The sequence below is a fragment of the Corynebacterium bouchesdurhonense genome (assembly GCF_900078305.2).
GTDB classification, from domain to species: Bacteria; Actinomycetota; Actinomycetes; order Mycobacteriales; family Mycobacteriaceae; genus Corynebacterium; species Corynebacterium bouchesdurhonense.
This window is the reverse complement of record NZ_LT546028.1, coordinates 1233043-1256556: the sequence shown is the minus strand read 5'-3', so window position 1 is coordinate 1256556 and position 23514 is coordinate 1233043. Positions and strand designations below refer to the sequence as shown.

29 protein-coding genes and 1 tRNA gene are annotated in these 23514 nt (G+C 69.1%); 20 read left to right on the top strand and 10 right to left on the bottom strand.

The features are described from left to right. Positions 1-38 precede the first annotated feature (38 nt). Together BN4252_RS10810 and BN4252_RS10805 are read left to right on the top strand one after the other, a co-directional pair. The gene (locus tag BN4252_RS10810) at positions 39-659 is read left to right on the top strand and encodes a TetR/AcrR family transcriptional regulator (protein ID WP_230208640.1); all 621 of its coding nucleotides are present in this window, start codon (positions 39-41) and stop codon (positions 657-659) included. Next, positions 653-2227 (top strand): MDR family MFS transporter, encoded by a 1575-nt coding sequence (locus tag BN4252_RS10805; protein WP_066530697.1) that lies wholly within the window; start codon positions 653-655, stop codon positions 2225-2227. The genes BN4252_RS10810 and BN4252_RS10805 overlap by 7 nt, the downstream gene beginning before the upstream one ends. Here the strand turns inward: BN4252_RS10805 and BN4252_RS10800 are convergent. The 3 genes from BN4252_RS10800 to BN4252_RS10790 all read right to left on the bottom strand — a co-directional run bounded on the left by BN4252_RS10800 (position 2224) and on the right by BN4252_RS10790 (position 4802). Continuing rightward, the gene (locus tag BN4252_RS10800; protein ID WP_078056913.1) at positions 2224-3339 is read right to left on the bottom strand and encodes an HNH endonuclease signature motif containing protein; all 1116 of its coding nucleotides are present in this window, start codon (positions 3337-3339) and stop codon (positions 2224-2226) included. The two genes, BN4252_RS10805 and BN4252_RS10800, sit on opposite strands and share 4 nt — an antisense overlap. Before the next feature lie 97 nt (positions 3340-3436). After that, positions 3437-4063, bottom strand: coding sequence for an LGFP repeat-containing protein (locus BN4252_RS10795; RefSeq protein WP_066530692.1), 627 nt, complete (start codon positions 4061-4063; stop codon positions 3437-3439). Positions 4064-4217: 154 nt separating this feature from the next. Next, positions 4218-4802, bottom strand: coding sequence for a LysR family transcriptional regulator substrate-binding protein (locus tag BN4252_RS10790; RefSeq protein WP_078056912.1), 585 nt, complete (start codon positions 4800-4802; stop codon positions 4218-4220). 23 nt (positions 4803-4825) lie between these two features. Between BN4252_RS10790 and BN4252_RS10785 the strand changes: the two genes are divergently transcribed. Further along, on the top strand, positions 4826-5188 hold the full coding sequence (locus tag BN4252_RS10785) for a DUF5997 family protein (RefSeq protein WP_066530689.1): 363 nt from the start codon (positions 4826-4828) through the stop codon (positions 5186-5188). A gap of 15 nt (positions 5189-5203) precedes the next feature. Here BN4252_RS10785 and glyA read toward each other — a convergent pair whose 3' ends face one another. After that, the gene (gene glyA, locus BN4252_RS10780; protein WP_066531001.1) at positions 5204-6502 is read right to left on the bottom strand and encodes a serine hydroxymethyltransferase; all 1299 of its coding nucleotides are present in this window, start codon (positions 6500-6502) and stop codon (positions 5204-5206) included. A gap of 111 nt (positions 6503-6613) precedes the next feature. Here glyA and coaA point away from each other — a divergent pair, with 111 nt between their 5' ends. Then, positions 6614-7549: a type I pantothenate kinase gene (gene coaA / locus BN4252_RS10775; RefSeq protein WP_066530676.1), complete on the top strand. Its 936-nt coding sequence runs from the start codon at positions 6614-6616 to the stop codon at positions 7547-7549. Here the strand turns inward: coaA and BN4252_RS10770 are convergent, their stop codons facing one another. From BN4252_RS10770 to mca, 3 genes are read right to left on the bottom strand one after another with little or no spacing between them, the layout of a single operon-like run. Continuing rightward, the gene (locus tag BN4252_RS10770) at positions 7550-8329 is read right to left on the bottom strand and encodes an isoprenyl transferase (RefSeq protein WP_187370950.1); all 780 of its coding nucleotides are present in this window, start codon (positions 8327-8329) and stop codon (positions 7550-7552) included. 26 nt (positions 8330-8355) lie between these two features. Continuing rightward, complete coding sequence (locus BN4252_RS10765) at positions 8356-8658, bottom strand: hypothetical protein (RefSeq protein WP_066530660.1); 303 nt, start codon at positions 8656-8658, stop codon at positions 8356-8358. Then, complete coding sequence (gene mca / locus BN4252_RS10760) at positions 8659-9561, bottom strand: mycothiol conjugate amidase Mca (RefSeq protein ID WP_066530654.1); 903 nt, start codon at positions 9559-9561, stop codon at positions 8659-8661. It lies immediately after the preceding gene. A gap of 110 nt (positions 9562-9671) precedes the next feature. On the opposite strand from mca, the gene BN4252_RS10755 reads away from it, so the two are divergent. The 3 genes from BN4252_RS10755 (at position 9672) to BN4252_RS11355 (ending at position 11370) form a co-directional block, all read left to right on the top strand. Beyond that, on the top strand, positions 9672-10142 hold the full coding sequence (locus BN4252_RS10755; protein ID WP_230208639.1) for a DUF4307 domain-containing protein: 471 nt from the start codon (positions 9672-9674) through the stop codon (positions 10140-10142). Between the two features lie 105 nt (positions 10143-10247). Continuing rightward, positions 10248-10781 carry a transcription elongation factor GreA gene (greA, locus tag BN4252_RS10750; RefSeq protein ID WP_066530646.1) on the top strand — a complete coding sequence of 178 codons (534 nt, stop codon included), beginning with the start codon at positions 10248-10250 and terminating at the stop codon, positions 10779-10781. Between the two features lie 40 nt (positions 10782-10821). Further along, on the top strand, positions 10822-11370 hold the full coding sequence (locus tag BN4252_RS11355; RefSeq protein ID WP_066530643.1) for a hypothetical protein: 549 nt from the start codon (positions 10822-10824) through the stop codon (positions 11368-11370). A gap of 61 nt (positions 11371-11431) precedes the next feature. Here the strand turns inward: BN4252_RS11355 and BN4252_RS10740 are convergent, their stop codons facing one another. Next, positions 11432-12241, bottom strand: coding sequence for a Bax inhibitor-1/YccA family protein (locus BN4252_RS10740; RefSeq protein WP_066530640.1), 810 nt, complete (start codon positions 12239-12241; stop codon positions 11432-11434). A gap of 121 nt (positions 12242-12362) precedes the next feature. Between BN4252_RS10740 and BN4252_RS10735 the strand changes: the two genes are divergently transcribed. From BN4252_RS10735 to BN4252_RS10725, 3 genes are read left to right on the top strand one after another with little or no spacing between them, the layout of a single operon-like run. Next, on the top strand, positions 12363-13307 hold the full coding sequence (locus BN4252_RS10735; RefSeq protein ID WP_066530635.1) for a suppressor of fused domain protein: 945 nt from the start codon (positions 12363-12365) through the stop codon (positions 13305-13307). 24 nt (positions 13308-13331) lie between these two features. Further along, on the top strand, positions 13332-14138 hold the full coding sequence (locus BN4252_RS10730) for an ABC transporter ATP-binding protein (protein WP_066530632.1): 807 nt from the start codon (positions 13332-13334) through the stop codon (positions 14136-14138). Positions 14139-14146: 8 nt separating this feature from the next. Then, positions 14147-14791 carry an ABC transporter permease gene (locus tag BN4252_RS10725; RefSeq protein ID WP_066530993.1) on the top strand — a complete coding sequence of 215 codons (645 nt, stop codon included), beginning with the start codon at positions 14147-14149 and terminating at the stop codon, positions 14789-14791. 95 nt (positions 14792-14886) lie between these two features. On the opposite strand, the gene BN4252_RS11665 is transcribed toward BN4252_RS10725, so the two are convergent. Next, positions 14887-15081 (bottom strand): hypothetical protein, encoded by a 195-nt coding sequence (locus BN4252_RS11665; protein ID WP_392389937.1) that lies wholly within the window; start codon positions 15079-15081, stop codon positions 14887-14889. A gap of 74 nt (positions 15082-15155) precedes the next feature. On the opposite strand from BN4252_RS11665, the gene BN4252_RS11660 reads away from it, so the two are divergent. Genes BN4252_RS11660 through BN4252_RS10675 form a run of 10 tightly spaced genes read left to right on the top strand, consistent with a single transcriptional unit; the run spans position 15156 to position 23420 of the window. Continuing rightward, positions 15156-15473 carry an ABC transporter permease gene (locus BN4252_RS11660; RefSeq protein WP_392389936.1) on the top strand — a complete coding sequence of 106 codons (318 nt, stop codon included), beginning with the start codon at positions 15156-15158 and terminating at the stop codon, positions 15471-15473. 20 nt (positions 15474-15493) lie between these two features. After that, on the top strand, positions 15494-16459 hold the full coding sequence (locus BN4252_RS10715) for an ABC transporter substrate-binding protein (RefSeq protein ID WP_066530629.1): 966 nt from the start codon (positions 15494-15496) through the stop codon (positions 16457-16459). A gap of 3 nt (positions 16460-16462) precedes the next feature. Beyond that, a complete protein-coding gene (locus tag BN4252_RS10710) occupies positions 16463-17848 on the top strand; it encodes a cryptochrome/photolyase family protein (RefSeq protein WP_066530627.1) in 1386 nt (461 codons plus the stop codon). Positions 17849-17858: 10 nt separating this feature from the next. Further along, positions 17859-18731 (top strand): GDSL-type esterase/lipase family protein, encoded by an 873-nt coding sequence (locus tag BN4252_RS10705; protein ID WP_066530619.1) that lies wholly within the window; start codon positions 17859-17861, stop codon positions 18729-18731. 20 nt (positions 18732-18751) lie between these two features. After that, positions 18752-19519 (top strand): glycosyltransferase, encoded by a 768-nt coding sequence (locus BN4252_RS10700; protein ID WP_230208638.1) that lies wholly within the window; start codon positions 18752-18754, stop codon positions 19517-19519. Positions 19520-19562: 43 nt separating this feature from the next. Further along, on the top strand, positions 19563-20417 hold the full coding sequence (locus BN4252_RS10695; RefSeq protein WP_066530616.1) for a phytoene/squalene synthase family protein: 855 nt from the start codon (positions 19563-19565) through the stop codon (positions 20415-20417). Next, the gene (gene crtI / locus BN4252_RS10690; protein WP_066530609.1) at positions 20414-21976 is read left to right on the top strand and encodes a phytoene desaturase family protein; all 1563 of its coding nucleotides are present in this window, start codon (positions 20414-20416) and stop codon (positions 21974-21976) included. Before BN4252_RS10695 ends, crtI begins: the two co-directional genes overlap by 4 nt. Further along, positions 21977-22288, top strand: a complete 312-nt coding sequence (locus BN4252_RS10685; protein WP_066530606.1) for a lycopene cyclase domain-containing protein — start codon at positions 21977-21979, stop codon at positions 22286-22288. It abuts the gene before it with no gap. Further along, positions 22285-22572 (top strand): lycopene cyclase domain-containing protein, encoded by a 288-nt coding sequence (locus BN4252_RS10680; RefSeq protein WP_066530599.1) that lies wholly within the window; start codon positions 22285-22287, stop codon positions 22570-22572. The genes BN4252_RS10685 and BN4252_RS10680 overlap by 4 nt, the downstream gene beginning before the upstream one ends. Continuing rightward, the gene (locus BN4252_RS10675; RefSeq protein ID WP_066530595.1) at positions 22569-23420 is read left to right on the top strand and encodes a prenyltransferase; all 852 of its coding nucleotides are present in this window, start codon (positions 22569-22571) and stop codon (positions 23418-23420) included. The genes BN4252_RS10680 and BN4252_RS10675 overlap by 4 nt, the downstream gene beginning before the upstream one ends. 7 nt (positions 23421-23427) lie before the next feature. Here the strand turns inward: BN4252_RS10675 and BN4252_RS10670 are convergent. Continuing rightward, positions 23428-23501: transfer RNA gene (locus BN4252_RS10670), tRNA-Leu, on the bottom strand. Between the last annotated feature and the right edge of the window lie 13 nt (positions 23502-23514).

The following is a 23514-nucleotide window of genomic DNA, read 5'->3' as shown; positions in this document are numbered from 1 at the left end:
ACTTGCCCCTTGTTGCACCGGGTGTAATATTGCACCCCGTGCAAAACGAGGATATCGGGATTCGGGAGCGGAAGCGGCTCGCCACCAAGCGCCGCATTTGCGACGAAGCCGCCGCGCTCGTGGATGCCCGCGGTTACGACAACGTGACCGTCGATGACATCTGCCGGGCGTCGGGGATCTCGCGCCGCACCTTCTTCAATTACATGGACTCCAAGGATGAGGCGGTCCTCGGGGTCTTCCCCTTCACCTGCTCGGAGGAGGGCCTCGCCGCTATCCGCGAAACGCGGGCGGACAACGTCCTCGACCTGGTGTTGCGTTCGATCGAGGTCGTTCCCGGCGCCGAAGGCGGAATTTCCCCCAACCAAGCCTGCCGCCGGGAGCTCATCGAGTCGAACCCCGGGCTCCTGCACGCGGAGGCCACTCGGAGGCGGGGTTTCCTCACCGGGATCGCCCAGGCGGTGCACGACCACCTCGAGCGCTTCCCCGAGGATCGGCGTTTCGACGGCCCGCCCGAAGTGGAGGCCCACTCGATCGTCGGGCTGCTGCAGGTGGTGGTCAGCCTCTACCTCTGGCACCCGCCGGACGGCGCGGACCCAACCGAGCACCTCCGCAACCACGCTACCCACCTATCGAACTACGCAAAGGACCTGAAATGGTAGAAACCCGAGGCGCGCGCCCGGACGCGCCCGCCGGATCCGGTGAAGGTCGCAAGCCGAACGTCGGCCTGATCTTCGCCGCACTGCTGCTCACCATGCTGATGAGCTCACTGGGTCAGATGATCTTCTCCACCGCGCTTCCCACCATCGTGGGCGAGCTCGGCGGCGTCGACCACATGAGCTGGGTCATCTCTTCGTTCCTTGTCACGATGACGATCGCGATGCCCATCAACGGCAAGCTCGGCGACATCCTGGGACGCAAGTGGCTCTACATCACGGGCATCGCGTTCTTTGTCATCGGCTCGACGATCGGCGGCTTCGCCAATTCGATGACCTTGCTGATCATCGGACGCGCCGTCCAGGGCCTTGGTGCCGGCGGCATGATGGTGAACTCGCAGTCCATCATCGCTGAGGTGGTCCCGGCCCGCGAGCGCGGCAAGTACATGGGCGTGATGGGCGCGGTCTTCGGCGTCGCCTCCGTGCTCGGCCCAGTGCTCGGCGGCTGGTTCACCGACGGCCCCGGCTGGCGCTGGGCCCTGTGGATGAACATCCCCCTCGGCCTGCTTGCCATGGGTGTGTCCAGCGCGGTGCTAAAACTGCGGACCGGATCGCTGAAGGGCGTCGAGGTTGACTGGCTGGGCACCATGCTGATGGCTATCGCCACCGCATGCCTGATCCTCACCACCACCTGGGGCGGCACCCAGTACGAGTGGAGCTCGCCGATCATCATCGGCACCGCAACCGCGTCGGCCGTCTCCGCCGTGCTTTTCGTGCTAGTCGAGCTGCGCAGCGGCAACCCGCTGATCCCGATGCGCCTGTTTGCCAACCGCAACATGGTGCTCACCACCGCGGCCGGCACGGTGCTGGGCCTGGCCATGACGTCCTCCCTGGCCTACCTGCCCACCTACCTCCAAATGGTGCACGAGCTGACACCGACCGAGGCGGGCCTGATGATGCTGCCGATGGTGGTCGGCATGCTTGCAACCGGCATGGCGGTGGGCTTCATCATCTCGAAGACCGGTCGGTATAAGATGTACCCGCTTGTCGGCATGGCGATCACCACCGCGGGGCTTTTCCTGTTTTCCCGCCTCACCCCGGGCACGTCGCTGACCACGCTGGGCGTCTACATGTTCATCTTCGGCTTCGGCCTAGGCCTGGTGATGCAGGTGCTGGTGCTCATCGTCCAGAACTCCTTCCCCATGTCGGAGGTCGGCACGGCTACGGCCACCAACAACTTCTTCCGCCAGATCGGTTCCGCCGTCGGCGCTTCCCTGTCCGGCTCGCTGTTCATCCACAACATGCGCGAGCACCTGGAGGAGCGGCTGCCTGAGGCTCTGCAAAAAATGGGCCCGGACGCCGCGGCGTGGGCCGAAAAGTTCGGCGAGGGCGCCGCGAACAACCTGACGCCGGAGCTCGTGACCCAGCTCCCGCCGGAATTGAAGGAGGCGGTGCTGAGCAGCTACAACGACGGCCTCACCCCCGTGTTCCTTCTGATGGTGCCGCTGGCGATCCTCGCCTTCATCCTCCTGCTCCCGGTGGAAGAAGAGCCTCTGAAGGAGGATTTGAGCTAGAGCGAAGCCGCCCCGTGGCCCGGCTCAACGGTGGCCGCCGGCGCCGGGGCGCTCCGGGCGAAGAGGGTGCGTTTGGGGGCGTAGGGGTGGGTGGTGTTTTCGGCGGGGTAGCCGCGCGGAGAGACCCAGGTGGGGGTGCCACTTATGTTCTCTACGCGGCCGCGGCGGGGGTTGGTGGGATCGTCGTCGTTGGTTCCGTTGTGGTAGCGGCACAGGGGCGCAAGGTTATCGAGGTTGGTTTCTCCGCCGAACTTCCATGCGGTGATGTGGTGGATTTCGCAGGAGTCGGCACCGTGGCGGCAACCGGGGACGGGGCAGATCGGCATGGCGGCGCGGGCGAGGTCGCGTTGCTTCTTGTTGGCGAAGCGCTCGGTGCGGTAGAGGTTCACGGGGCCGTGCTGGGGGTGGAAGGCGGCGACTTCGATGGTGTCCGCGTGATGCTTAGTGAGGTATTCGGCGCCGGTCATGGTGGTGCCGTCGGTGAGCCCTAGGGTGATGTCGTCCCCGTCGCCGGCCACAATGCGGGTGTAGTCGGGCAGCGGGATGAGCAACAGCGGCCTCGGCACGGCACGGGGCACCCCTACCCCGTCGCGCAGCGTGGTGAGGAAATTGTCCAAGAATTGCCCCGAGGCGGGACGGTCGGGGTCAATATCCCGGCTGATGAGGTGTTCGATGTCGGCGATGTCGCGCTCATCCGCGGTGACTGTCATGGTGCGGGTGCGGTTCCTCGACGCGGTGAAACGCACGCCCTTCTTCGGCGCGGTGGTGGTTTTCGGTACCAGCTGCTTGATCAGCGCGCGCAGGGCTTTGTAGTTCATCGCGGTCGCGAGCAGGCGCAACCGCAGCCGCATGCGGGCGGCGGGGTTGGCAACGGGTTTCAGCGCGTTTTCGATCAGGGTGAGCTGGTCGAGGCTGAATCGCCCCTCGGAGGCGCGGCGCAGAGCCTTTGCACGTTGTTTGTTAGCTTTGGCGGGCCCGTAGTAGACATCGTGGAGGTGTTGCCACTGGTTGACTTTGGCGGTGGAGAACCCTGCGGCGAGCGCGTCATTGCGGCTGAAATCGGCCAGGGTGTCGATGGTGTGGGCGTTGAGCATTGCTTGGAACGGTGTCATGCCCGGCACACTAGAACACAACAGACGAAACGTAAAGGGAACGCAAAACGCCCTGTGGATAACTCGGGTTATCCACAGGGCGCGGGGGCCAAAATGCTTACTTGTTGCCCTTTTCCTCTACAAACGCGCGGAAGGCAGCGTCTGCGCCGCCATCGCGGGTCCACTCGATGGTGCCATTCTCGAACTCCTGGTTCCAGCCAGACTGGTCGGTGTTCGGAGTTTCGGGCATCTTCGGGAAGCCCACGACACGGGCGCCGCGAACGTCGTTCAGCCAAGAGTTGGCAATCTCGCCCCAGATCGGCGCGCCGCCGGTGCTCTCCTTCCAGGTGATGTAGTGCTCGCCGTCGAACGACACGACCCAGCCGCCGTCAATCTCCTCGGCGGCGGTGGGCTGGCCCCAAGAGGCATCGGCGTACTTGTCGATGGTCTCGATGACCCCCTGGGGCACGAGTGCGGTGGCGCCGTCGGCAAGCGCGAGCTCCTCGGTCGCAGCCGGGGTTGCGGCGGAGCTGGAGGCGGACGCCGCAGAGGAGGTCACCGTCGCGGTTGCGGTGCTGGCCTCGGTTTCGGTCGTGGCCGGAGTGGTCACCGTTTCCGAGGCGGTCGCAGTGGCGGTCTCCGAGACCACTGAGGTGGCGTCGGCGCCGGTCTCCTCGTTGGAGCAGGCCACGAGGCCGGTTGCCAGGGAGAGCGCTGCTGCGGACGCGAAAATCTTGCGGTTCATGTCTTAAATATCACCTTTCATCGATATTTTGGGACTTCGGCCATTATGCATTCGCACGCTTTTCGACGCTCCCCCCTCACCCCCTATCGGGGGCCAGCACCGCGCTTCCGGTTGCGGGATCGTTGCTTATGCCCATTGCTGTTCACCCTGCCGCTTATGCCCATTGCTGTTCACCCTGCCTTTCGTCCCGCCCTTTCGCCACGCCCACGAAGTCTTGGATGTCATCGGCGTCGCGCTCCTTCAGCCAGACCAGCGCCACCTCGGTTGCCGCGGCGACCCCGGTCGGAGCCGCCAGCGGCAGCGCCGCGACCTGCTTCTTACTCAGCGCGCGAAGCAGGGGCAGGGGCCCCACCGCGATGCCCACGTTCGCCGCCACCACCTGCAGCGCCGACCGCAGCTCAGCCTCCGCCTCCGCAGTCGGCCCCGCAGCAGAAAAGGCGTAGTTGAGGTGTTCCCCGGACACGTCGGACCAACGCACCTCCTCCCCCACCTCGGCGTAGACGGAATCCTTCGGCACCGCGACGCCGGCCGCCTCCTCGTAGAGCCGCACCACGTGGTACTCCTCGCCGACCCGCGCATCGGGGAGGCGCGCCAGCGCAAGGTCGGCGCCGCCGGGGGCTGTCAGGAGGGGGAATGGGTCGCTTGCAGGGAGCGTCGACAAGCGAGCCCCCGAAAATTCCTCGTAGCGGCGAAACCACTTCCCCGGCTCGGTGCCCGTGACGAACGCGATGGTGAGCATGCCCGAATGCTACCGTCTCAACCATGACTGACCAGCACCCCTCCGGCACCGCGATGAAGCCGGCGACCGCCGCGAAGAAGCTCGGCGTGTACCTGCCCGCCACCCCCGAGACGTTCCAAAGCGGCGCCGTCACACACGCCGAGCTGCGGGAGCTGCAGGACAACCCGCCCGAGTGGCTGACCGCGCTGCGCCGCGAGGGCCCCCACCCGCGGCCCGAGGTCGCGCGCAAGCTCGGCATCAGCATCACCGCGCTGAAGAATAACGGGATGGACCGGCCGCTGACCACCGCCGAGATCAAGGAGCTGCTGGAAAACCAGCCCGATTGGCTGCGAAAGGCCCGCGCCTTACTCGCGGAAGAACGCGGGCCTGCAGAGCCGGGCGCTTAAAAAGCGCTTGGAAAACTAGAGCATCTTCCAGTCTTCCAGGCCCGGGTAGAGCGGGTACTTCTCGCCCAGCGCCGCGGAGCGGGCCTGCAGCGCCTCGAGGTCGGCCGCCTCGCCCTTGATCAGCGCCTCGGCAATGATATCCGCAACCTCGCGGAAGTCCTCGTCGCCGAAGCCGCGGGTGGCCAGCGCCGAGGTGCCGATGCGCAGGCCGGAGGTGACGGCCGGCGGGCGCGGGTCGAACGGCACCGCGTTGCGGTTGACGGTGATACCGGCACCGTGCAGCAGATCCTCCGCCTGCTGGCCGTCCATCTCGGAGTTGCGCAGGTCCACCAGCACCAGGTGCACGTCGGTGCCGCCGGAAACGACGCCGACTCCGGCCTCCTGCGCGTCCGGCTGGGTGAGGCGCTCGGCCAGGATGCGCGCGCCGTTGACGGTGCGCTGCTGGCGGTCCTTGAATTCCTCGGTGGCCGCGATCTTGAAGGCGGTGGCCTTCGCCGCCACCACGTGCATCAGCGGCCCGCCCTGCTGGCCCGGGAACACGGCGGAGTTGATCTTCTTGTACAGCGCCTCGTCGTTGGTGAGGATGAAGCCGGAGCGCGGGCCGCCCAGCGTCTTGTGCACCGTTGAGGACACTACGTGCGCGTGCGGCACCGGCGACGGGTGCAGGCCTGCAGCAACCAGGCCAGCGAAGTGCGCCATGTCCACCCACAGGTAGGCGCCGACCTCGTCGGCGATGGAGCGGAACTCAGCAAAGTCTTCATGGCGCGGGTAGGCGGACCAGCCGGCGATGATCACCTTCGGCTTCACCTCGCGCGCCTGCTCGCGCAGCTTGGCCATGTCAATGAGGTGGGTGTCCTCCTCCACGCCGTACGCCGCCACGTTGTAGAGGCGGCCGGAGAAGTTGATCTTCATGCCGTGCGTGAGGTGGCCGCCGTGGGCCAGGGAAAGGCCCAGGATAGTGTCGCCGGGCTCGGCCAGCGCCATGAGCACCGCGGCGTTGGCCTGCGCGCCGGAGTGGGGCTGCACGTTGGCAAACTCCGCGCCGAAGACCTCCTTAGCGCGGTCGCGGGCGAGGTCTTCCACCACGTCGGCGTGCTCGCAGCCGCCGTAGTAGCGCTTGCCCGGGTAGCCCTCGGCGTATTTGTTGGTGAACACGGAACCCTGCGCCTGCAGCACGGAGCGCGGCACAAAGTTCTCGGATGCGATCATCTCCAGCGTGTTGCGCTGGCGGTCGAGCTCACCGACGATTGCGGCGTGCACTTCAGGGTCAAAGGTTTCCAGATCCTGGTATCGGAGGTCGTCGGTTGCAGACACTTCCACCGGGTCCTTTCGCGTTAGGCAGTAGGCGTACCCGAGCAGTATAAGCCGGGCGGCGCACCGCCCCGTAAGAAAACCTCCGCCGGCAACAGTGACACAATGGTTCCCATGTCTCGTGCAGCGCGCGGCGGGGAGTCGAGCCCCTACCTGGATTTCCACCGCAACGATTGGAAGCAGCGGCGCGCCGGCCTGCCGCAGGTGCTCACCGAGGAAGAGGTGGAGAAGCTGAGCGGCATCGGCGAGAACCTGGATCTGGCGGAGGTGGAGGAGATCTACCTGCCCATCTCCCGCCTCATCCACCTGCAGATCCGGGCGCGGCAGAAGCTGATCAAGTCCACGGAAACCTTTATCGGCGGCGACCCCGGCCACGTGCCGTTTGTCATCGGTATCGCGGGCTCCGTCGCCGTGGGCAAGTCAACCACGGCGCGCGTGCTCCAGGTGCTGCTGCAGCGGTGGGACAGCCACCCGCGGGTGGACCTCATCACCACCGACGGCTTCCTCTACCCCACCGAGGTGCTGCGCGAGCGCAACCTGCTCACCCGCAAGGGCTTCCCCGAGTCCTACGACAGGCGCAACCTGATGCGCTTCGTCACCGAGGTGAAGTCGGGCCAGCCGCTGGTCACTGCGCCCGTCTACTCGCACAATGCGTACGACATCGTGCCGGGCGAGGTCATCGAGGTACGCAAACCCGACATCCTCATCCTGGAGGGGCTCAACGTGCTGCAGACGGGGCCGACGCTGATGGTCTCGGACCTCTTCGACTTCTCCGTCTACGTCGACGCCCACACCGAGGACATCGAGCGGTGGTACATCGAGCGCTTCCTCAAGCTGCGCGAGACGGCCTTCCTGGAGCCGGGCGCCCACTTCGCCGAGTACGCGCAGCTGGACGAGGCCCAGGCCGCGCACAAGGCCCGCGAGCTGTGGCAGACAATCAACCTGCCCAACCTGGTGGAGAATATCCTGCCCACCCGGGTCCGCGCCTCGCTGGTGTTGCGCAAGGGGCACGACCACGCGGTGCAGCGCGTGCGCATGCGCAAGATCTAGCTATTTACCGAAGCGCCTGGAGCGCTGCGAATAGTCGCGCAGCGCGCGCAGGAAATCCACCTTTCGAAACGCCGGCCAGTACGTGTCGGTGAACCAGATTTCCGAGTACGCCGCCTGCCACAGCAAAAATCCGGAAAGCCGCTGCTCACCGGAGGTACGGATCACTAGGTCGGGGTCGGGCTGCCCCGAGGTGTACAGGTGCTCGCCGATAGATTCCACACTCACCTTTTGGGGCATATCGCTTGCCGACGCCCCCTTCGCCGCCTCCTCCCGCAGCAGCGACCGCACGGCGTCCACGATCTCTTGGCGGCCCCCGTAGCCCACCGCGATGTTGACCGTCAGCCCGGCCTTCTCTGTGGTGGCGTCCGCGGAGCGCCGCATCCGCTCCGCCACCTCCGCCGGCAGGAGGTCCAGGTGCCCGACGAGGCGCACCCGGCACGTGTAGTCCTCGGTGGCCAGCTCCTCAATCACCTGCGAGATGATGCCGAAGAGCAGCTCCACCTCCTCCGAGGTGCGCTGCAGGTTCTCGGTGGACAGAAGGTAGATGGTCACCACGTCCACCCCCATCTCGGCGGACCAGCGCACCAGCTCGCCGATCTTGGCGCCGCCGGCGCGGTGGCCGTGAGAGACGTCGTCGTAGCCCTCCTCGCGCGCCCACCTGCGGTTGCCGTCCGCCATCACGGCGATGTGCTTCGGCTTCTTCTTGCCGCGCAGCTCGCGCTTCAGGCGGGCCTCGTACAGGGGGTACAGCAGGGTGGGCAGCACAGACACGAGCGCCATCCTACTCCCGGCAGGTGGCGCCGCGGTTAGATGAACCGGCGCTTGCCGCGGTCCAGGATCCCGGCCTCGGCCATGGCGGCGTCGATCGCCTGCTCGTCGAAGGGGTCGATGCCGTGCATCTCCGCGAACGCTTGGCGGCGGCGAAACCGCGAGTAGCGTCGGTGGAAGGCGAAGCCGATGAACAGCACCACGGCGAGGAGCCCGACGATGATGAGCAAGCCGATCGGCGAGGCCTTGCCGAAGTCGGGCCCCACCGGGGTCTCGGCCGGCTGCTGGGCGAGGAGATACGCCGCGGCGTTGACGGCTGCTGCGTGGACGGTGGTGGTCATTTAGGCGTTGTCCTCCGTATCGTCGACAAGCAACTGCTCCCCCTCGATGCCCGCGAACAAATCGTCCTCCGGCAGCGGCGACTCGACGCGCGACGCCGCGAGCTCGAACTCCTCAGTGGGCCACACGCGCTGCTGGTCCTCGACGGGGCTGGCCAAAAACGCTCCCGCCGGATCAATCTGCGTAGCGTGCGCAGCGAGCGCCCGCGCGCGCTGCCCGAAGTAGCCCGCGCAATCCACCTGCGTGGTCACCCGGGCCATGATGTCCGCCTCGTTTTCCTTCCAGCGCTTGATCATCAGCTCGTACGGGCTCTGCTGGCCGCGCTCCAGCATCAGCGCGTGGAGTAGCTCCATACGCTGCAGGATGAAACCGTGGCTGTAGTAGAGCTTCAGCGGAGTCCACGGCTCGCCGACCTCGGGGGCGAAGGACGGGTCGCCCGCCTTCTCCCACGCGATCATGGAGACCTCGTGCACCTTCAGATGGTCCGGGTGCGGGTACCCGCCGTTCTCGTCGTACGTGATGATTACGTGCGGGCGGAAGTCGCGCACCGACGCGACCAGGCGCTTCGCCACCTCCTCCGACGGCTGGAGCGCGAAGCAACCCTCGGGCAGTGGCGGCAGCGGGTCACCCTCGGGCAGGCCCGAATCCTCGTAGCCCAGCCACTCGTGCTCGATGCCGAGGGCGTCTGCGGCGGCCGCCATCTCCTCCTCGCGCACCTTAATAATGTTCTCCAGCACACCCGGGCGGTCCATGGCCGGGTTGAGGATGTCGCCGCGGCGCCCGTCAGTGCAGGTCACCACCTTCACCCGGTTGCCCTCGGCGGCGTACTTGGCCATGGTGGCCGCGCCCTTGGAGGATTCATCGTCGGGGTGCGCGTGGATTGCCATGAGGCGCAAGCCGCTCACTCGAGCACCAACTTTCCTAAACGTTGCTACGGGGGCATTGCTGAAACAAAGGGCCATCTTAGTACCATCGACGCCGAATCCCTTCTTTCCCCGAAGCGAGGTCGAACACCGTGCCCACCCCGAATCGCACACCCGCCCCGGCGCAGACCGCGGGCCGCTCCCGCTACGGCGGCGCAAGCCGCCAGGGCATCAGCGGGAAAGTGATCGCGGTATTCGTGGCCGCGCTGCTCGCGCTCGTGGTGTTTATGGGTGGGCGGGCGTTCATCAACGACAGGTCCCAGCCGGTGAAGGCGGAGTTTATCTCGCAGGAGCGTGTCGACGACTCCACGGCCCGCCTCTGGGTCGACGTGAAGCGCGCCGACACCACGCGCGACGCCTACTGCCTGGTGTTCGCCGTGAGCTACGACCACTCCGAAATCGGCCGGCGCGCCCTAGTGATCCCCGCGGGCGGTGAGGGCAACCAGCGCTTCCAGGTGGACCTGCCCACCCGGGAGCCGGTTGCGTCGGGGCGCGTCTACGGCTGCTCCCAGGACATCCCGAGCTACATGGACACCTCCTCCACCTACCTCGGGGCCCGCTGAGGGCGCCGGCCCGTGTGATAAAATCCGACGCAGTTAGGTACCTGGCCCAGTCCGCCTGAAGCGGGCGGGCCGTTTTTGGACGTATGAGGGAAGGTAATTCACCCCATGGCTGAGACCCAGCAGCAGTACATCACTCCCGAGATGAAGGCGAAGCTGGAGTCCGAGCTCCAGCAGCTGATTGATAACCGTCCGGTCATCGCGGCCGAGATCAACGAGCGCCGCGAAGAGGGCGATCTGAAAGAGAACGCCGGCTACGACGCGGCCCGCGAGCAGCAGGACCAGGAAGAAGCCCGCATCAAGCAGATCTCCGAGCTGCTGGCCAACTCCACCACCGAGCGCACCGGTGTCGTGGAGGGTGTCGCTCACGTCGGCTCCGTGGTGCACGTGTACTACGACGGCGACAAGAACGACAAGGAAACCTTCCTCATCGGCACCCGCGCCGCGTCCACCGGCAACAAGGACCTTGAGACCTACTCGGAGAACTCCCCGCTGGGCGCCGCCGTGGTCGGCGCGGCCGAGGGCGAGACCCGCTCCTACACCGCTCCGAACGGCCGCGAGATTTCGGTGACGATCATCTCCGCCGAGCCCTATGATTCGGATAAGGCCTCCACGCCGCGCTCGAAGCAGCGCCCGCACTGAAGTCATCTCCCGTACCGAACACACGCAAAGGACCAGACCCGTGACCTCCTCCCACTCTCGCACCGCCGCTGCTGCCCTCGCCGCCGTCGCCGCGCTCGGCCTCGCAGCCTGCACCCCGCCGCACGAGAACCCGTCGGACCTGAAGGTGGACACCGCGACGAGCCAGGACCCGGACTCCCTGGCTTCCACCGGTGAGACCGGCAACGCCGCCACCGCCGCCGCTACCGCCACCAACGTCGCCGAGGCCTCCTCCGTGCGTGCCTCCTCCACCGCGTCCGCCACCGCGACGGCCCGCGCCGCCGGCGACAACACGCCGCTGGTGGACAACTGCGGCCAGACCGGCCTCGAGCGCCCGACCAGCCTGAACCTGGATTGCAAGGACAACCGCGAGCACCTCGAGGACATCGTGTGGGACGAGTGGAACGCGGACGGCGCGAAGGGCACCGCAACCCGCGTCACCGTGAGCCCGGACCGCGTCGTCGAGGGCGCGCAGGTGCTGCTCGGCTCCCCGAAGGAGGTCGACGGCCGCCTCGTGTTCACCGTCATCTCCGTCGACGGCGAATCCATTAACCCGGAATCCGCCTACTAAGCCGGCACGCGAAAAGTCCCCGCACCTCGGCAGGTGCGGGGACTTTTTGCTGCCCCAACGGCTAGCGCTCGCTGAAGTAGGACAGCAGGCGCAGGATCTCCGTGTAGAGCCACACCAGCGTCACGGCGAGGCCGAGGGCCACCCCCCACGCGGCCTGCTCCGGAGCGCCGATGCGCACCATCTTGTCCGCCAGGTCAAAGTCCTGGAGGAAGGACAGGGCCGCCAGAACCACGCAGAAGAGGCCGAACACGATGGACAGGGTGCTGCCGCCGCGCAGCGGGGAATCACCGGTGAAGGCGAACAGCAGCAGGTTGCCCAGCGCCATGATGGCCACGCCGAAGATGCAGCCGGTGAGGATGCGGTTGAAGCGGGAGGTCACGCGGATGGCGCCGGTGCGGTACACCACCAGCATGCCCACGAACACGCCCACGGTGCCGATGACCGCCTGGCCGATCAGCGAGCCGGCGTCCGCGCCGCCGACGGTGAATGCGCCGGCCACGGCGGAGGAGAACCCGCCGAGGAAGAGGCCCTCAAACACCGCGTACAGCAGCGTCAGGGTCTTCGAGCCGAAGCTGGAGCTGAACGAGTGGATCAGCACCACGATGAACGCGCCGATCGCGCCGCCCCAGGTGAGCAGGGCTGCGGTGGGCTGCATGGCGCTCGCGGACATCCAGTAGGACACGATCGCCGAGAGCACGATAACGCCGAGCGTGATGCCCGTCTTGGTCACCACGTCATCGATGGTGATGGGCCGCTGCGACTGCGCCGGGGCCTGCTGAGCCACGGGCGCGGCGTACGGCTGCTCGTAGCCGTAGCCGGCCTGGCTTTCAGCGCCCGGCAAGTTTTTCATTACGGGGTTGCTACTTCTCACGTCCCCCAAATCCTTTCCCTCATCGGTAGAAGAGTGTCACCCATATCAACGGTAGCGCGCGCGTTTTAGTTCCCACACCCGGCGCGGGAGTAGATTGGGCGCCATGGGGTGGCTACGGCAGATGGCTTCACGGGCGCGCAAGGGACCGCAGACGGGCGGCGACGCGATCGTCGCCCACATCACCGCCGCCACCGGGGCGGGTGAGCCGTTCACCTTCGGGTTCGGCGACGTGGAGGTTCTCGCGTACCGGGTGGACGACCCGCTCCCCCACGTCCTCTACGTCACGCTGGGCCTGTCGCGCGCCCGCTCGGCGGTCCCTGTCGCGGGCACGCAGACGGAGCTCACGATGCGCGTGCCGGCGCTCACGCCCGTCCCCTACGCCTGGCCCGCGGAACAGCTCGCGGCGATGGCGAGGCAGGTGCGCGCCTCCGGCAACGAGATCGCGCCGGGGCACTACCTGCGCCTCGGCGCCCCGCTCGCCGGCGCGGCCGGCATCTGCGGGTTCACGTTCGTCACGGACCCGGTGCTGGGCATCATCGATCCGCCCACCGGGGTCGTGCGCTTCACGTACGCCGTCGGCGTGACGACCGCCGAGCTCGAGGCGGCCCTGGCGTGGGACCCGCTGAAGTTCACCGGCGTGTTGGGCGACGCCGTGGCGCTGGGCCTTACCGGCCCGGAGCGCGGGGACATCATGGCCGACCCGCGGGTGCGGGCGCGGGTGGAGGGGTCTGCGGGGAGGGAGGGGTCGTCGATAAGCGCAGAGCTCGCGCATTGCTTGTCGACGTCCCCGAGCGGGCGCATCGACATCGACCCCCGCGCCGCCCGGGCCCTGCTGCGCGCGGCGCGCTACCGCGCCTGCTTCGGCAAACCCTTCGCCCTGGTGCGCGGTGAGACCTGGCTGCGGCTCGCCCCCGGCGCCCCGTTCGAGGCCGACGACGCGCACGTGCAACTGCCCGCCACCCCCGAGCTGGTCAACGAGCTGCTGGCCACCTTCGACGACGCCCCCGGCACCTACCGGCTGCGCAGCGCGCCCGTGGTTATCCACGTGGTGGACATGTCGCGGTAGCGCGTTCGGCTAGGTTGGGTCAGCGTGATCGAATTTGAGCGGGTCTCGAAGACCTACCCGGGATCCGCGGCCCCGGCGGTGGAGGAGTTCAGCCACACCGTCGGCGAGGGGCGCACCACCGTGTTCGTGGGCCCGTCCGGGTGCGGCAAGACCACGCTGCTGAGAATGGTCAACCGCATGGTGGAGCCGACCAGCGGCAGCGTCGTGGTGCGCGGGCGGGATGTTAGGGACACGGACCCGGTGGCGCTTCGTCGCAGCATCGGCTACGTCATGCAGCACTCCGGCCTCATGCCGCACCGCACGGTGGCGGACAACATTGCGGACATTGCGCGGCTGGCGGGTGCGTCGAAAAGCGAGGCCCGCGGGCGAGCCGCGGAGCTTATGGAGCTGGTGAACCTGGACCCGTCGCTGGGCCGGCGCTACCCGGCCGAGCTCTCCGGCGGCCAGGCGCAGCGCGTGGGTGTGGCGAGGGGGCTGGTGAACAACCCGGACATCCTCATCATGGATGAGCCGTTCGGCGCGGTGGACCCAGTGGTGCGCCGCAACCTGCAGCAGGAGGTGCTCTCGCTGCGCGACCGCCTGAACACGACCATCCTGCTGGTCACCCACGACATCGACGAGGCGTTCCTGCTGGGCCACGAGGTGGTGATCCTCGGCGAGCGCGCCGCGGTGCAGCAGGCGGACACGCCGGCGACCATCATCGCGCACCCCGCCAACGACGCGGTGCGCGAGTTCACCGGCGCGGGCGGGCGCGTCCTGCACGTGCAGGAGCGCGGCGGCGACCGGCTCGTGGTGGACGCCGCGGGCAACATCAAGGGTGTGCTGCGATGAGCTCGGCCGTGAACTGGTCCTGGCTCGCCGCCAACGCCGGGCGCATCCTGTCGCTGGCTGGCACGCACCTGGCCATTGCGCTGCCGGCCATCGCGCTCGCGTTCGCGGTGGCGGTGCCGCTGGGCTGGGCGGCGCACCGCTTCCCGCGCACGCGCGAGGTGGTGGTCGTGCTCACCGGGCTGATTTTCGTGGTGCCGTCTTTGGCCATGTTCATCCTCATGCCGCTGGTGTTGGGCACGTCGATCCTCTCCCCGCTGAACGTGGTCGCAGCGATGACGCTCTACGGTGTCGCGCTGATGGTGCGCGCGGCGGCGGACGCCTTCGATGCGGTGCCGGCGGCGGTGCGCCAGTCCGCCACTGCCGCCGGCTACCCGCCCACCCGGCGCGTGCTGGCGGTGGAGCTGCCGCTGGCCGGGCCGGGCTTGCTTGCCGGCTTACGGGTGGTGGCGGCGTCGACGGTCAGTTTGGTGTCGGTGGGGGCGCTGATCGGGGTACCGTCGCTAGGCACGCTCTTCACCGAGGGGTTCCAGCGCAGCTTCCCCACCCAGATCGCGGCCGGGATCGTGGGCACCCTCGCCCTCGCATTGCTTATCGACGCAACCCTAGTTCTCGCCGGCAAAGCCGCCATGCCGTGGACGCGGGGGGCGAGGTAGGTGCAGTTTCTCGCGGAAGCCTTCGCGTTCCTGCTCGCCCCGGAGCACTGGTCCGGCCCGGCGGGGCTGGGCGCCCGAACGGGGCAGCACCTGGGCTACACCGCGCTGGCGGTGGCGCTCGCCGCAATGATTGCCGTGCCCTTGGGCGCGGCGGTCGGCCACACCCGGCGCGGCGCCTCCGCGGTGCTGTCGGCGGCGGGGGCGATGCGCGCGCTGCCGGCGTTGGGCATGCTCACGTTCTTCGCCATCACCCTGCCGCGCGGGGTGACGGTGCCGTTGATCCCCGCCACGCTTACGCTCGTCCTGCTCGCGGCGGCGCCGCTTATAGCTGGTATCGTCGCGGGCTTCGACGCGGTGGGGCGACGTGGTGCACTCCGCGCGCGCCGCCGGCTACAGCGAGTGGCAGATCCTGCGCCGTGTCGAGCTGCCGCTGGCGGCCCCGGCGATCGTTGGGGGCTTGCGCTCCTGCGTGGTGCAGGTGCTGGCCACCGCGACGGTGGTTGCCTACATCGGGCTCGGGGGACTGGGCCGCTACCTCATTGACGGGCTGGCGGTGCAGGATTATCCGCGCATGGTGGCCGGCGCCATCGCCGTGACCGCGTTGGCGCTGGTGGTGGACTTGGCGTTGGCGGGGCTGCAGCGCGCGGTGCGCCCGCCCGGCCTCACCGTCGCGCGCGGCTGAGGTGGTCTACAGTCGGCCGTATGACGTTTGCAGCTTCCCCCGTCCGCCTGCGCGCCGTGATCGCCGCGCCCCTGGCCGCCCTCGGCGTGCTCGCGCTCGCCGCCTGTGCGGACAGCGACCCCACCGCCGCTAGCGGGCCCGGCGGGTCCGGCGAGTCCGGTGGGTCCGGCGAGACCGTGAAGATCGGCACCGCCAACTTCCCGGAATCCGAGATCATCGGCCAGATCTGGGCGGAGGCGCTGCGAGAGGAGGGCTACGAGGTGGAGGTCACCTCCGGCATCGGCTCGCGGGAGGTGTACATCTCCGCGCTGCAGGAGGGCTCGGTGACCCTGGTGCCGGAGTACGCGGGCAACCTCACCCAGTTCTTCGGCGACCTGCCCGAGGGCGCGGACGAGGCCGCGGTGCGCGACACCCTCGCTTCGGTGCTGCCGGAGGACCTGGCCGTGGGCGAGTTCGCGCCGGGCGAGTCCAAGGACGCCTACCGAGTCACCCGCGCCGCCGCGGATGCGCACGGCCTGAAGACGATCGGCGACCTGGGCAAGCTGGACCGCGTGACCGTCGCCGCGCCCCCGGAGTTCGCGGAGCGCCCCTACGGCCCGAAGGGGCTCGCGGACGTGTACGGCGTGGACGCGTCCAGGATCACGGTCACCCCGATCTCGGACGGCGGCGGCCCGCTCACCGTCGCCGCGCTGGTGGAGGGCAAGGCCGACGCCGCCAACATCTACACCACCTCGCCCGCGCTGCTTCACGACGGCACCGAGGCCGACCTAGTCATCCTCGACGACCCGAAGCACCTCATCCCCGCCCAGAACGTGGTGCCGCTCTACAAGGCGGGCCAGCTGCCGGACGGCGCCCTCGACGCCATCAACAAGATCGACGCCGCGCTCACCACCGACGACCTGGTGGCGATGAACCTGCGCAACGTGGGTGCCGAGCGCGCCGAGCCGGCGCAGATTGCCAAGGACTACGTCGCGGGCCGCAAGTAGCCCATGGGCAGAACCCAGCTCGTCTGGTTCCGCGACGACCTGCGGCTGCGGGACAACGCGGCGCTGACCGCTGCGGCGGCGCGCGGCCCGGTGGTGGGCCTGCACGTCGACGAGACGGTCGGCCGGCCCATCGGCGCGGCGGCGCGGTGGTGGCGCGGTCGCAGTGTGGCGTCGATAAGCAACAAGCTCCCCCTGATCCGCGCGGCGGGTGACCCGCGCGAGGTGGTGCCGCGCATCGCGCGCGAGCTGGACGCGGAGGTGCACTGGAACCGCCGATACCACCTCACCGACGTGGACGCGGCTGTCAAGGACGCAACCGGCGCCACCTCGCACCCGGGGTTCCTGCTCGCGGAGCCGTGGGCCATCGCCACCGGCTCGGGCTCGCCCTTTCAGGTGTTCACCCCCTTTTCAAAGGCGGTGTTCGCCGCGCTCGAGTCCGCGCCGCCCCGGCCGGAGCCGGTGCCGGAGCTGCAGCCGGCGAGCGTGGACGCCGCGGCCTTGTCAGACCCGGTCGCGGACAGCGAGCCGTTCTGGGCGGCCGCGACGCTGGCCGCGCACTGCCACCCCGGTGAGGACGCAGCGCTCGAGCGTTTCAACGAGTTCCTGGGCCGGCTCGAGGACGGCGCCGAGTACAACAACAACGACCTCGGCGCGCCCGCGACCTCCGGGCTGAGCCCCCACCTGCGGTTCGGCGAGCTCTCGCCCGGCTACGTGTGGGCGGAGACCGCAGCGCTGGCGGAGCGCCACCCGGAAACCGCCGCCCACGCATGGGCCTTCCTCCGGCAGCTGGTGTGGCGCGACTTCGCCTGGCACCGCCTCTACCACCTGCCGGATATGGCCACACGCAACGTCCGCGGGCAGTTCGACCACTTCGATTGGGCGTGGACGCCGCACGCGGTGCCGGGTTCGGACGAGCGCGCCTTCGCGCACACCGGCATGGACCCGGCGGCGGAGCACCTGGAGGACCTGGCGGCGTGGCAGCGCGGCGAGACCGGCGTGCCACTGGTGGACGCGGGCATGCGCGAGCTGTGGGCGACCGGCACCATGCACAACCGCGCGCGCATGGTGGCCGGGTCCTGGCTGACCAAGAACCTGGGCATTCACTGGCGCCACGGCGAGGAGTGGTTCTGGGACACACTGGTGGACGCCGACGAGGCCTCGAACCCCTTCAACTGGCAGTGGGTGGCGGGTTCGGGCGATGACGCCGCGCCGTACTTCAGAGTGTTCAACCCCCTGTTGCAGCAGGAGAAATTCGACCCCCGCGCCCGCTACGTGGCGCGGTGGGTGCCCGAGGCGCTGACCCCGCTGTACCGCGAGCCGATGGTGGACGTGAAGGAATCGCGCAGGCGCGCCCTCGACGCGTACGAGGAAATGCGCAGCTTCAAGTAAGGTCACACACATGCGTTTGCGTAACACCATCACCAGCGGCATCACCGCTGTGCTCACCGCCGCGTCCGTCGCGCTCGGCCTCGGGGCGGTCGCGCCGGCCCACGCCGCCCCCGCCGGCAACGTGGTCGTCTTCGGCGACTCCTACGCCGCCAACCCGGACAAGTGGAAGAACTACCTCAACCGCGTCCCGGGCTCCTCCACCAACCCGGCGATCGCCACCTACCCCTCCACCGGTGGCTGCCTCCAGGGCCCGGACAACTGGCCGCGCCAGCTCCAGGCCCGCACCGGCATCCCGGTCGCGGACTGGTCCTGCTCCGGCAACAACTCCGGCCACCTCGCCGGGCGCATCAACGGGGCAATCGCCAGCGGCGACCTCCACCCGGGCACCCGCGCCGTGGTCATCTCCATCGGTTTCAACGACTACTGGCCGGGCGCCGTCCTCGAGCTCAACACCACCTACAACCAGCGGGTCATCCAAGACACGTACGTGGCCAAGGTGCGCGAGGCCGCCGCCCGGATCCGCTCGGTGGCGCCGAACGCGAAGATCATCATGCCCGGCATGCTCACCATCGCGGAGCCGTACGGCGCGAACATGCTCTGCTTTGTTAACGTCGTGCCCAACCTGCCCGCCGGCGTCCCGTTCCCCCTGCTGCAGCAGGTGGAAACGTACACGGCCGACAACCAGCGGCGCGCGGCGCGCGAGATCGGCGCGCAGTTCATCGACATCCGCCAGGCCTCGCGCTACCACAACACCTGCGTGAAGGACGCGGACCGCTGGGTCTCCGGATACATCGACACCACCACCGCGAACTACACCATGTCCCTGCACCCCTCGCGCGCCGGGTCCGCGTTCGTGGCCGGCGAGGTCGCCCGCGCCCTGTAGCCCTCTAGCCCTGTAGCCCCGTGCTCAACATCGCGCTGGTGGTGCCCTGCCTCAACGACGCGGACCTCCTCGCCCGCTGCCTGGCCAGCTTCCGCGCCCAGACGCGTCCGCTGGACCAGATCATCGTGGTGGACAACGGCTCAACTGACGCAAGCGCCGCCGTGGCCGCGTCCTTCGGAGCGGTCGTGGTCGGCGAGCCGCGCCGCGGCATCACGTGGGCGGCGCGGGCGGGCTACGACGCCGCGCTCGCAGGCGGCGCCGACCTCATCGTGCGCACCGACGCCGATGCCTGGGCCAGCCCCACCTTCGTCGAGGAGCTCGTGCGCCAGTTTGCATTGCTTATCGACGCCTCCGCTCAGCGCACCTCCACATCCCCAGTGGGCCTCACCGGCGCCGCGACCTTCGACCTGCCCGTAGGAGGCGCCCTGCTGGCCCGCCTCTATCTCGGCGCGTACCGCGCGAGCGTGGGATCCGCCCTGGGGCACCCGCCGTTCTTCGGAACCAATTGCGCCTTCTTCGCCCGCTGGTGGGGCGAGGTGCGCGACGCGGTGGATTCCGCCGACACGTTCGTCCACGACGACATCCAGCTCTCCTTCGCCGTGCGCCCGCACGAGACGGTGCTCTACGCGCCTCAGCTCAGCGTGTGCATGGACGCCCGGGCGTTGCGCGGAGCGGCCCAGCTGCGCACGCGCTTCCGCCGCGGCTGGTACTCGATGCTGCGGGGGTTTCAGACCTCGCCACCCCCGCGCCGCCTACTTGCGCGGTGGGCGGGGCCGCGGGAAGCTTGATCGGGTGAGTGCTTCCCCCGACTATCTGGCGCGCTACGACCGGATGTGCGATGCCGCCTCAGCCCAGGTCATCGCCGCGTATTCCACCAGCTTTTCACTGGCCGCGCGCCTCTTGGCCCCTGCCGAGCGCCGCGACATCCGCAACCTGTACGCGATGGTTCGGGTGGCGGACGAGATCGTGGACGGCACCGCCGCCGCGGCCGGGGCGGACCCGGCGCCCCTGCTCGACGCCTACGAGCGTTCCGTCCTGGGCGCCCCGCGCACCCGTTTCCACACAGACCCGGTCCTCCACGCCTACGCCGCCACGGCGCGGCGCTGCGGCTTCGACCCGGATCACGTGCGCGCGTTCTTCGCCTCCATGCGCCGCGACGTGACGCAGACGCGCTACACCGACAGCGAGTTCACCGAGTACGTCTACGGCTCCGCTGAGGTGATCGGCCTGATGTGCTTGTCGGTATTCCTCGCCGGCCGCGAAGTGGGTGCCGCCGAGCGCGCACGGATGGAGGCCGGCGCGCGCTCGCTGGGCTCCGCCTTCCAGAAGATCAACTTCCTGCGGGACTTCGGCCAGGACCGCGACGAGCTCGGCCGCAGCTACTTCCCCGAGGTTTCGGAGCGCATGCTTGACGACGCAACCAAAGACGACCTCGTTGCCACCATCCGCGCCGAACTCGACCACGCCCGCGCCGCGTTCCCCCTGCTGCCCCGCTCGGCGCGTGCGGGCGTCGCCGCCGCCGAAGCGCTGTTTCACGAGCTGACGGATATGGTGGACGCCACCGCGGCCGCCGACCTGGCCGCCGCCCGCATCAGCGTGCCCGCGCACCGCAAGGCAGCGATCACCGCCCGCGCCGCAGCCCGGCAGCTGCGCCGCCCTACCTCAGGGAAAGGACCCCGCCCATGACCCCCGCCGCCAATGACCGCGAGACCGCAATCGTCATCGGCGCCGGCGCCGCCGGCCTGGCCACCGCCGCGCTGCTCGGGCGCGAGGGCTACCGGGTTACCGTGCTGGATCGCCTGGCCGCCATCGGTGGGCGCTCCGGCGAGGAGACGGTAGACGGCTTCCGCTTCGACACCGGCCCGTCCTGGTACCTGATGCCCGACGCGTTCGACCACTTCTTTGCGCTCTTTGGCAAGCGCACCGCGGACGTACTCGACCTGGTGGACCTCACCCCCGCCTACCGCCTGTTCGCCGAGGGGCACCCGCCTCTCGACGTCACCTCGGGCCGCGCCGAGGCCGAGGCGCTCTTCGAGTCCATCGAGCCCGGCGCGGGCCGGGCGCTTGGAAGCTACCTCGATTCGGCGGCCGAGACCTACGACATGGCCGTCGAGCGGTTTCTGTACACCACGTTCTCCGGCGTGGGTGCCGTGGCGGACGCCGAGCTGCTGCCCCGCTACGGCGAGCTGGCCAAGCTGCTCACGGTGCCGCTGGACAGCTTCGTGGCCCGCCGCTGCCGCGACACACGCCTGCGGCAGATGCTCACCTACCCGGCGGTGTTCCTGTCCTCGCACCCCTCGCGCACGCCGTCCATGTATCACCTGATGAGCCACACGGACCTGGTCCAGGGCGTGCAGTACCCCCAAGGCGGATTCACTGCGGTGATGGAGGCGCTGCACGGGCTCGCTGTCGAACAGGGCGCCGAGATCCGGCTCGGTGCCGACGTGGCCGCCATCACCTTTCAGGGCCGCCGCGCCACCGGCGTCCGCCTCGTCGGCGGGGAGGAAATCCGGGCCGACGTGGTGGTGTCCTGCGCCGACCTGCACCACACCGAGACCCGGCTGCTGCCGAAGGCGAAGCGCACCTACCCGGAGCGCTACTTCGCCCCGCGTGACCCGGGCCTGGGAACCGTGCTGGTCATGCTCGGCGTCGAGGGCGCGCTGCCGCAGCTCGCCCACCACAACCTCCTCTTCAGCAGCGAGTGGGGCCCAGACTTCGAGGCCGTCTTCAACGCGCCCGAGCCGGCCCGGCCGCTGGGTGCCTCGAGGTCGATCTACGTGTCTAAGCCGTCCGCCACCGACCCGTCCACCGCGCCGGAGGGTTGCGAGAACCTGTTCGTGCTCGTGCCGGTGCCGCCCGCGGAGTCGCTGGGCCACGGCGACATGTACCGCGCGCAGGCCTCGCCGGCGGTGGAGCGCATCGCGGACGCGGCCGTCGCCCAGATCGCCGAGTGGTGCGGCATCGCAGACCTCGCCGAGCACGTGGTGGTGCGCAGGACCCTGGGACCCGCCGACTTCGCCGAGCGCTACAACGCCTGGTCCGGCGGCTCCATCGGCCCCGCCCACACGCTGCGACAGTCCGCCTTCTTCCGCGGGCGCAACCGGTCGAAAAAGCTGGACAACCTGCTCTACGCCGGCGCGACCACGCTGCCGGGCGTGGGCGTGCCCATGTGCCTGATCTCCGCGGAGAACGTGGTCAAGCGGCTGCGCGGCGACCGTTCCCCCGGCCCGCTCGAGGAGCGCTAGATGCGCGCCGCGTACCTGGGCTGCCTGCTGTTTTCCCTGGCGGGCATGGCGGTGTGGGACCACCGCCGCCGGCTCGTCTTCTTCCGGGACGCGCGCCGCGCCTGGCCCGTGGCAGTGGGCTGCGTCGCCGCGTTTTTGGCCTGGGACGCCCTCGGAATCGCTACCGGCACGTTCTACCGGGGCGACTCGCCCTACATGCTGGGTGTCGAGCTCGCCCCGGAGCTGCCGGTGGAGGAGCCGGTGTTCCTGTTCTTCCTCACCTACCTGGCCATGAACCTGGCTGCCGAGGCGCGGGAGGTGGCCAGCCGATGACCTACCTGTTCATCAGCGCGCCGTTCATCGCCGCGGCGGCGGGGTTGTGGGGGTGGCGGCGGCGAGGGGGGCGTCGGCAAGCACAAGCTCTCGCTCTCGTGCTGGCGGTGCTGTGCGGGCTGACCGTGCTCTTTGACAACCTGATGGTCGCGGCCGGGCTGTACGACTACCGTGCGGGCAACACCGCCGGCATCTTCCTCGGGCGCATCCCGGCCGAGGACCTCTTCTACCCCGTGTTCGCCGCGCTGGTGGCAACCGCGTTCTGGCCCGAAGGTGACGCATGATCCGCGCCATCCTCGCCGCCTCGCGCCCCATCAGCTGGGTCAACACCGCCGTGCCGTTCGCGCTCGCGTACCTGCTGGACACGGGGCGGGTGGATTGGCGGCTGTGCGTCGGCTTCGTGTTCTTCCTCGTGCCGTACAACATCGCGATGTACGGCATCAACGACGTCTTCGACTACGAATCCGACATCCGCAACCCGCGCAAAGGCGGGATCGAGGGCGCGGTGTTACCGCGGGGCATGCACCGCCCGCTGCTCGTCGCCTCCGCCGTCACGGTCGCGCCGTTCGCCGCCGTGCTCTACGCCGCCGGCACGGGGGCCTCTGCCGCCTGGCTCACGGTCGCGCTCGCGGCAGTGGTGGCCTACTCCGCGCCGCCACTGCGTCTCAAAGAGGTGCCACTGGTGGATTCAGCGACCTCGTCCACGCATTTCACCGCGCCCGCCCTTGTTGGGGCATCGCTTGCCGACGCCACCTTAGAACCGCCCTTCCCCCTCGCCGCCGCCGCGTTCTTCTGCTGGGGCATGGCCAGCCACGCCCTCGGCGCGGTGCAGGACGTGGAGGCGGACCGGGCCGGGGGCCTGCGCTCCGTGGCCACCGAGCTCGGCGCGCGCACCACCACCCGCCTCGCCGCCGCGCTGTACCTGGTCGCGGCGCTTGCGTGCTTCGCCCTACCCGCCACTGGCTGGGTGATCGGCCTGCTGGGGCTCGGGTACGTGGCCAACACGGCCCGTTACTGGAACGTCACCGACGCCACCAGCGCCGGCGTGAACCGCGCCTGGCGGGTGTTCCTCTGGCTGAACTACCTCACGGGCGCGGTGGTGACCATCAGCGTGCTGTTCGTGGCCCTGTGACGCGGAGTGCCCCCAGTCGGGCTCGAACCGACACTGCGCGGATTTTAAGTCCGCTGCCTCTGCCAATTGGGCTATGGGGGCGCGGTTAGCAACT

What these genes read in the sequence shown, in the direction of transcription:
- BN4252_RS10765 (WP_066530660.1), bottom strand. Translation starts at nt 8,658, where the DNA reads ATGACCACCACCGTCCACGCAGCAGCCGTCAACGCCGCGGCGTATCTC.
- BN4252_RS10705 (WP_066530619.1), top strand. Translation starts at nt 17,859, where the DNA reads ATGCGTTTGCGTAACACCATCACCAGCGGCATCACCGCTGTGCTCACC.
- BN4252_RS10695 (WP_066530616.1), top strand. Translation starts at nt 19,563, where the DNA reads ATGTGCGATGCCGCCTCAGCCCAGGTCATCGCCGCGTATTCCACCAGC.
- BN4252_RS10735 (WP_066530635.1), top strand. Translation starts at nt 12,363, where the DNA reads ATGGCTTCACGGGCGCGCAAGGGACCGCAGACGGGCGGCGACGCGATC.
- BN4252_RS10790 (WP_078056912.1), bottom strand. Translation starts at nt 4,802, where the DNA reads ATGCTCACCATCGCGTTCGTCACGGGCACCGAGCCGGGGAAGTGGTTT.
- greA (WP_066530646.1), top strand. Translation starts at nt 10,248, where the DNA reads ATGGCTGAGACCCAGCAGCAGTACATCACTCCCGAGATGAAGGCGAAG.
- BN4252_RS10795 (WP_066530692.1), bottom strand. Translation starts at nt 4,063, where the DNA reads ATGAACCGCAAGATTTTCGCGTCCGCAGCAGCGCTCTCCCTGGCAACC.
- crtI (WP_066530609.1), top strand. Translation starts at nt 20,414, where the DNA reads ATGACCCCCGCCGCCAATGACCGCGAGACCGCAATCGTCATCGGCGCC.
- BN4252_RS10785 (WP_066530689.1), top strand. Translation starts at nt 4,826, where the DNA reads ATGACTGACCAGCACCCCTCCGGCACCGCGATGAAGCCGGCGACCGCC.
- BN4252_RS10680 (WP_066530599.1), top strand. Translation starts at nt 22,285, where the DNA reads ATGACCTACCTGTTCATCAGCGCGCCGTTCATCGCCGCGGCGGCGGGG.
- BN4252_RS10800 (WP_078056913.1), bottom strand. Translation starts at nt 3,339, where the DNA reads ATGACACCGTTCCAAGCAATGCTCAACGCCCACACCATCGACACCCTG.
- BN4252_RS10675 (WP_066530595.1), top strand. Translation starts at nt 22,569, where the DNA reads ATGATCCGCGCCATCCTCGCCGCCTCGCGCCCCATCAGCTGGGTCAAC.
- BN4252_RS10685 (WP_066530606.1), top strand. Translation starts at nt 21,977, where the DNA reads ATGCGCGCCGCGTACCTGGGCTGCCTGCTGTTTTCCCTGGCGGGCATG.
- BN4252_RS10710 (WP_066530627.1), top strand. Translation starts at nt 16,463, where the DNA reads ATGGGCAGAACCCAGCTCGTCTGGTTCCGCGACGACCTGCGGCTGCGG.
- BN4252_RS10715 (WP_066530629.1), top strand. Translation starts at nt 15,494, where the DNA reads ATGACGTTTGCAGCTTCCCCCGTCCGCCTGCGCGCCGTGATCGCCGCG.
- BN4252_RS10805 (WP_066530697.1), top strand. Translation starts at nt 653, where the DNA reads ATGGTAGAAACCCGAGGCGCGCGCCCGGACGCGCCCGCCGGATCCGGT.
- coaA (WP_066530676.1), top strand. Translation starts at nt 6,614, where the DNA reads ATGTCTCGTGCAGCGCGCGGCGGGGAGTCGAGCCCCTACCTGGATTTC.
- BN4252_RS10770 (WP_187370950.1), bottom strand. Translation starts at nt 8,329, where the DNA reads ATGGCGCTCGTGTCTGTGCTGCCCACCCTGCTGTACCCCCTGTACGAG.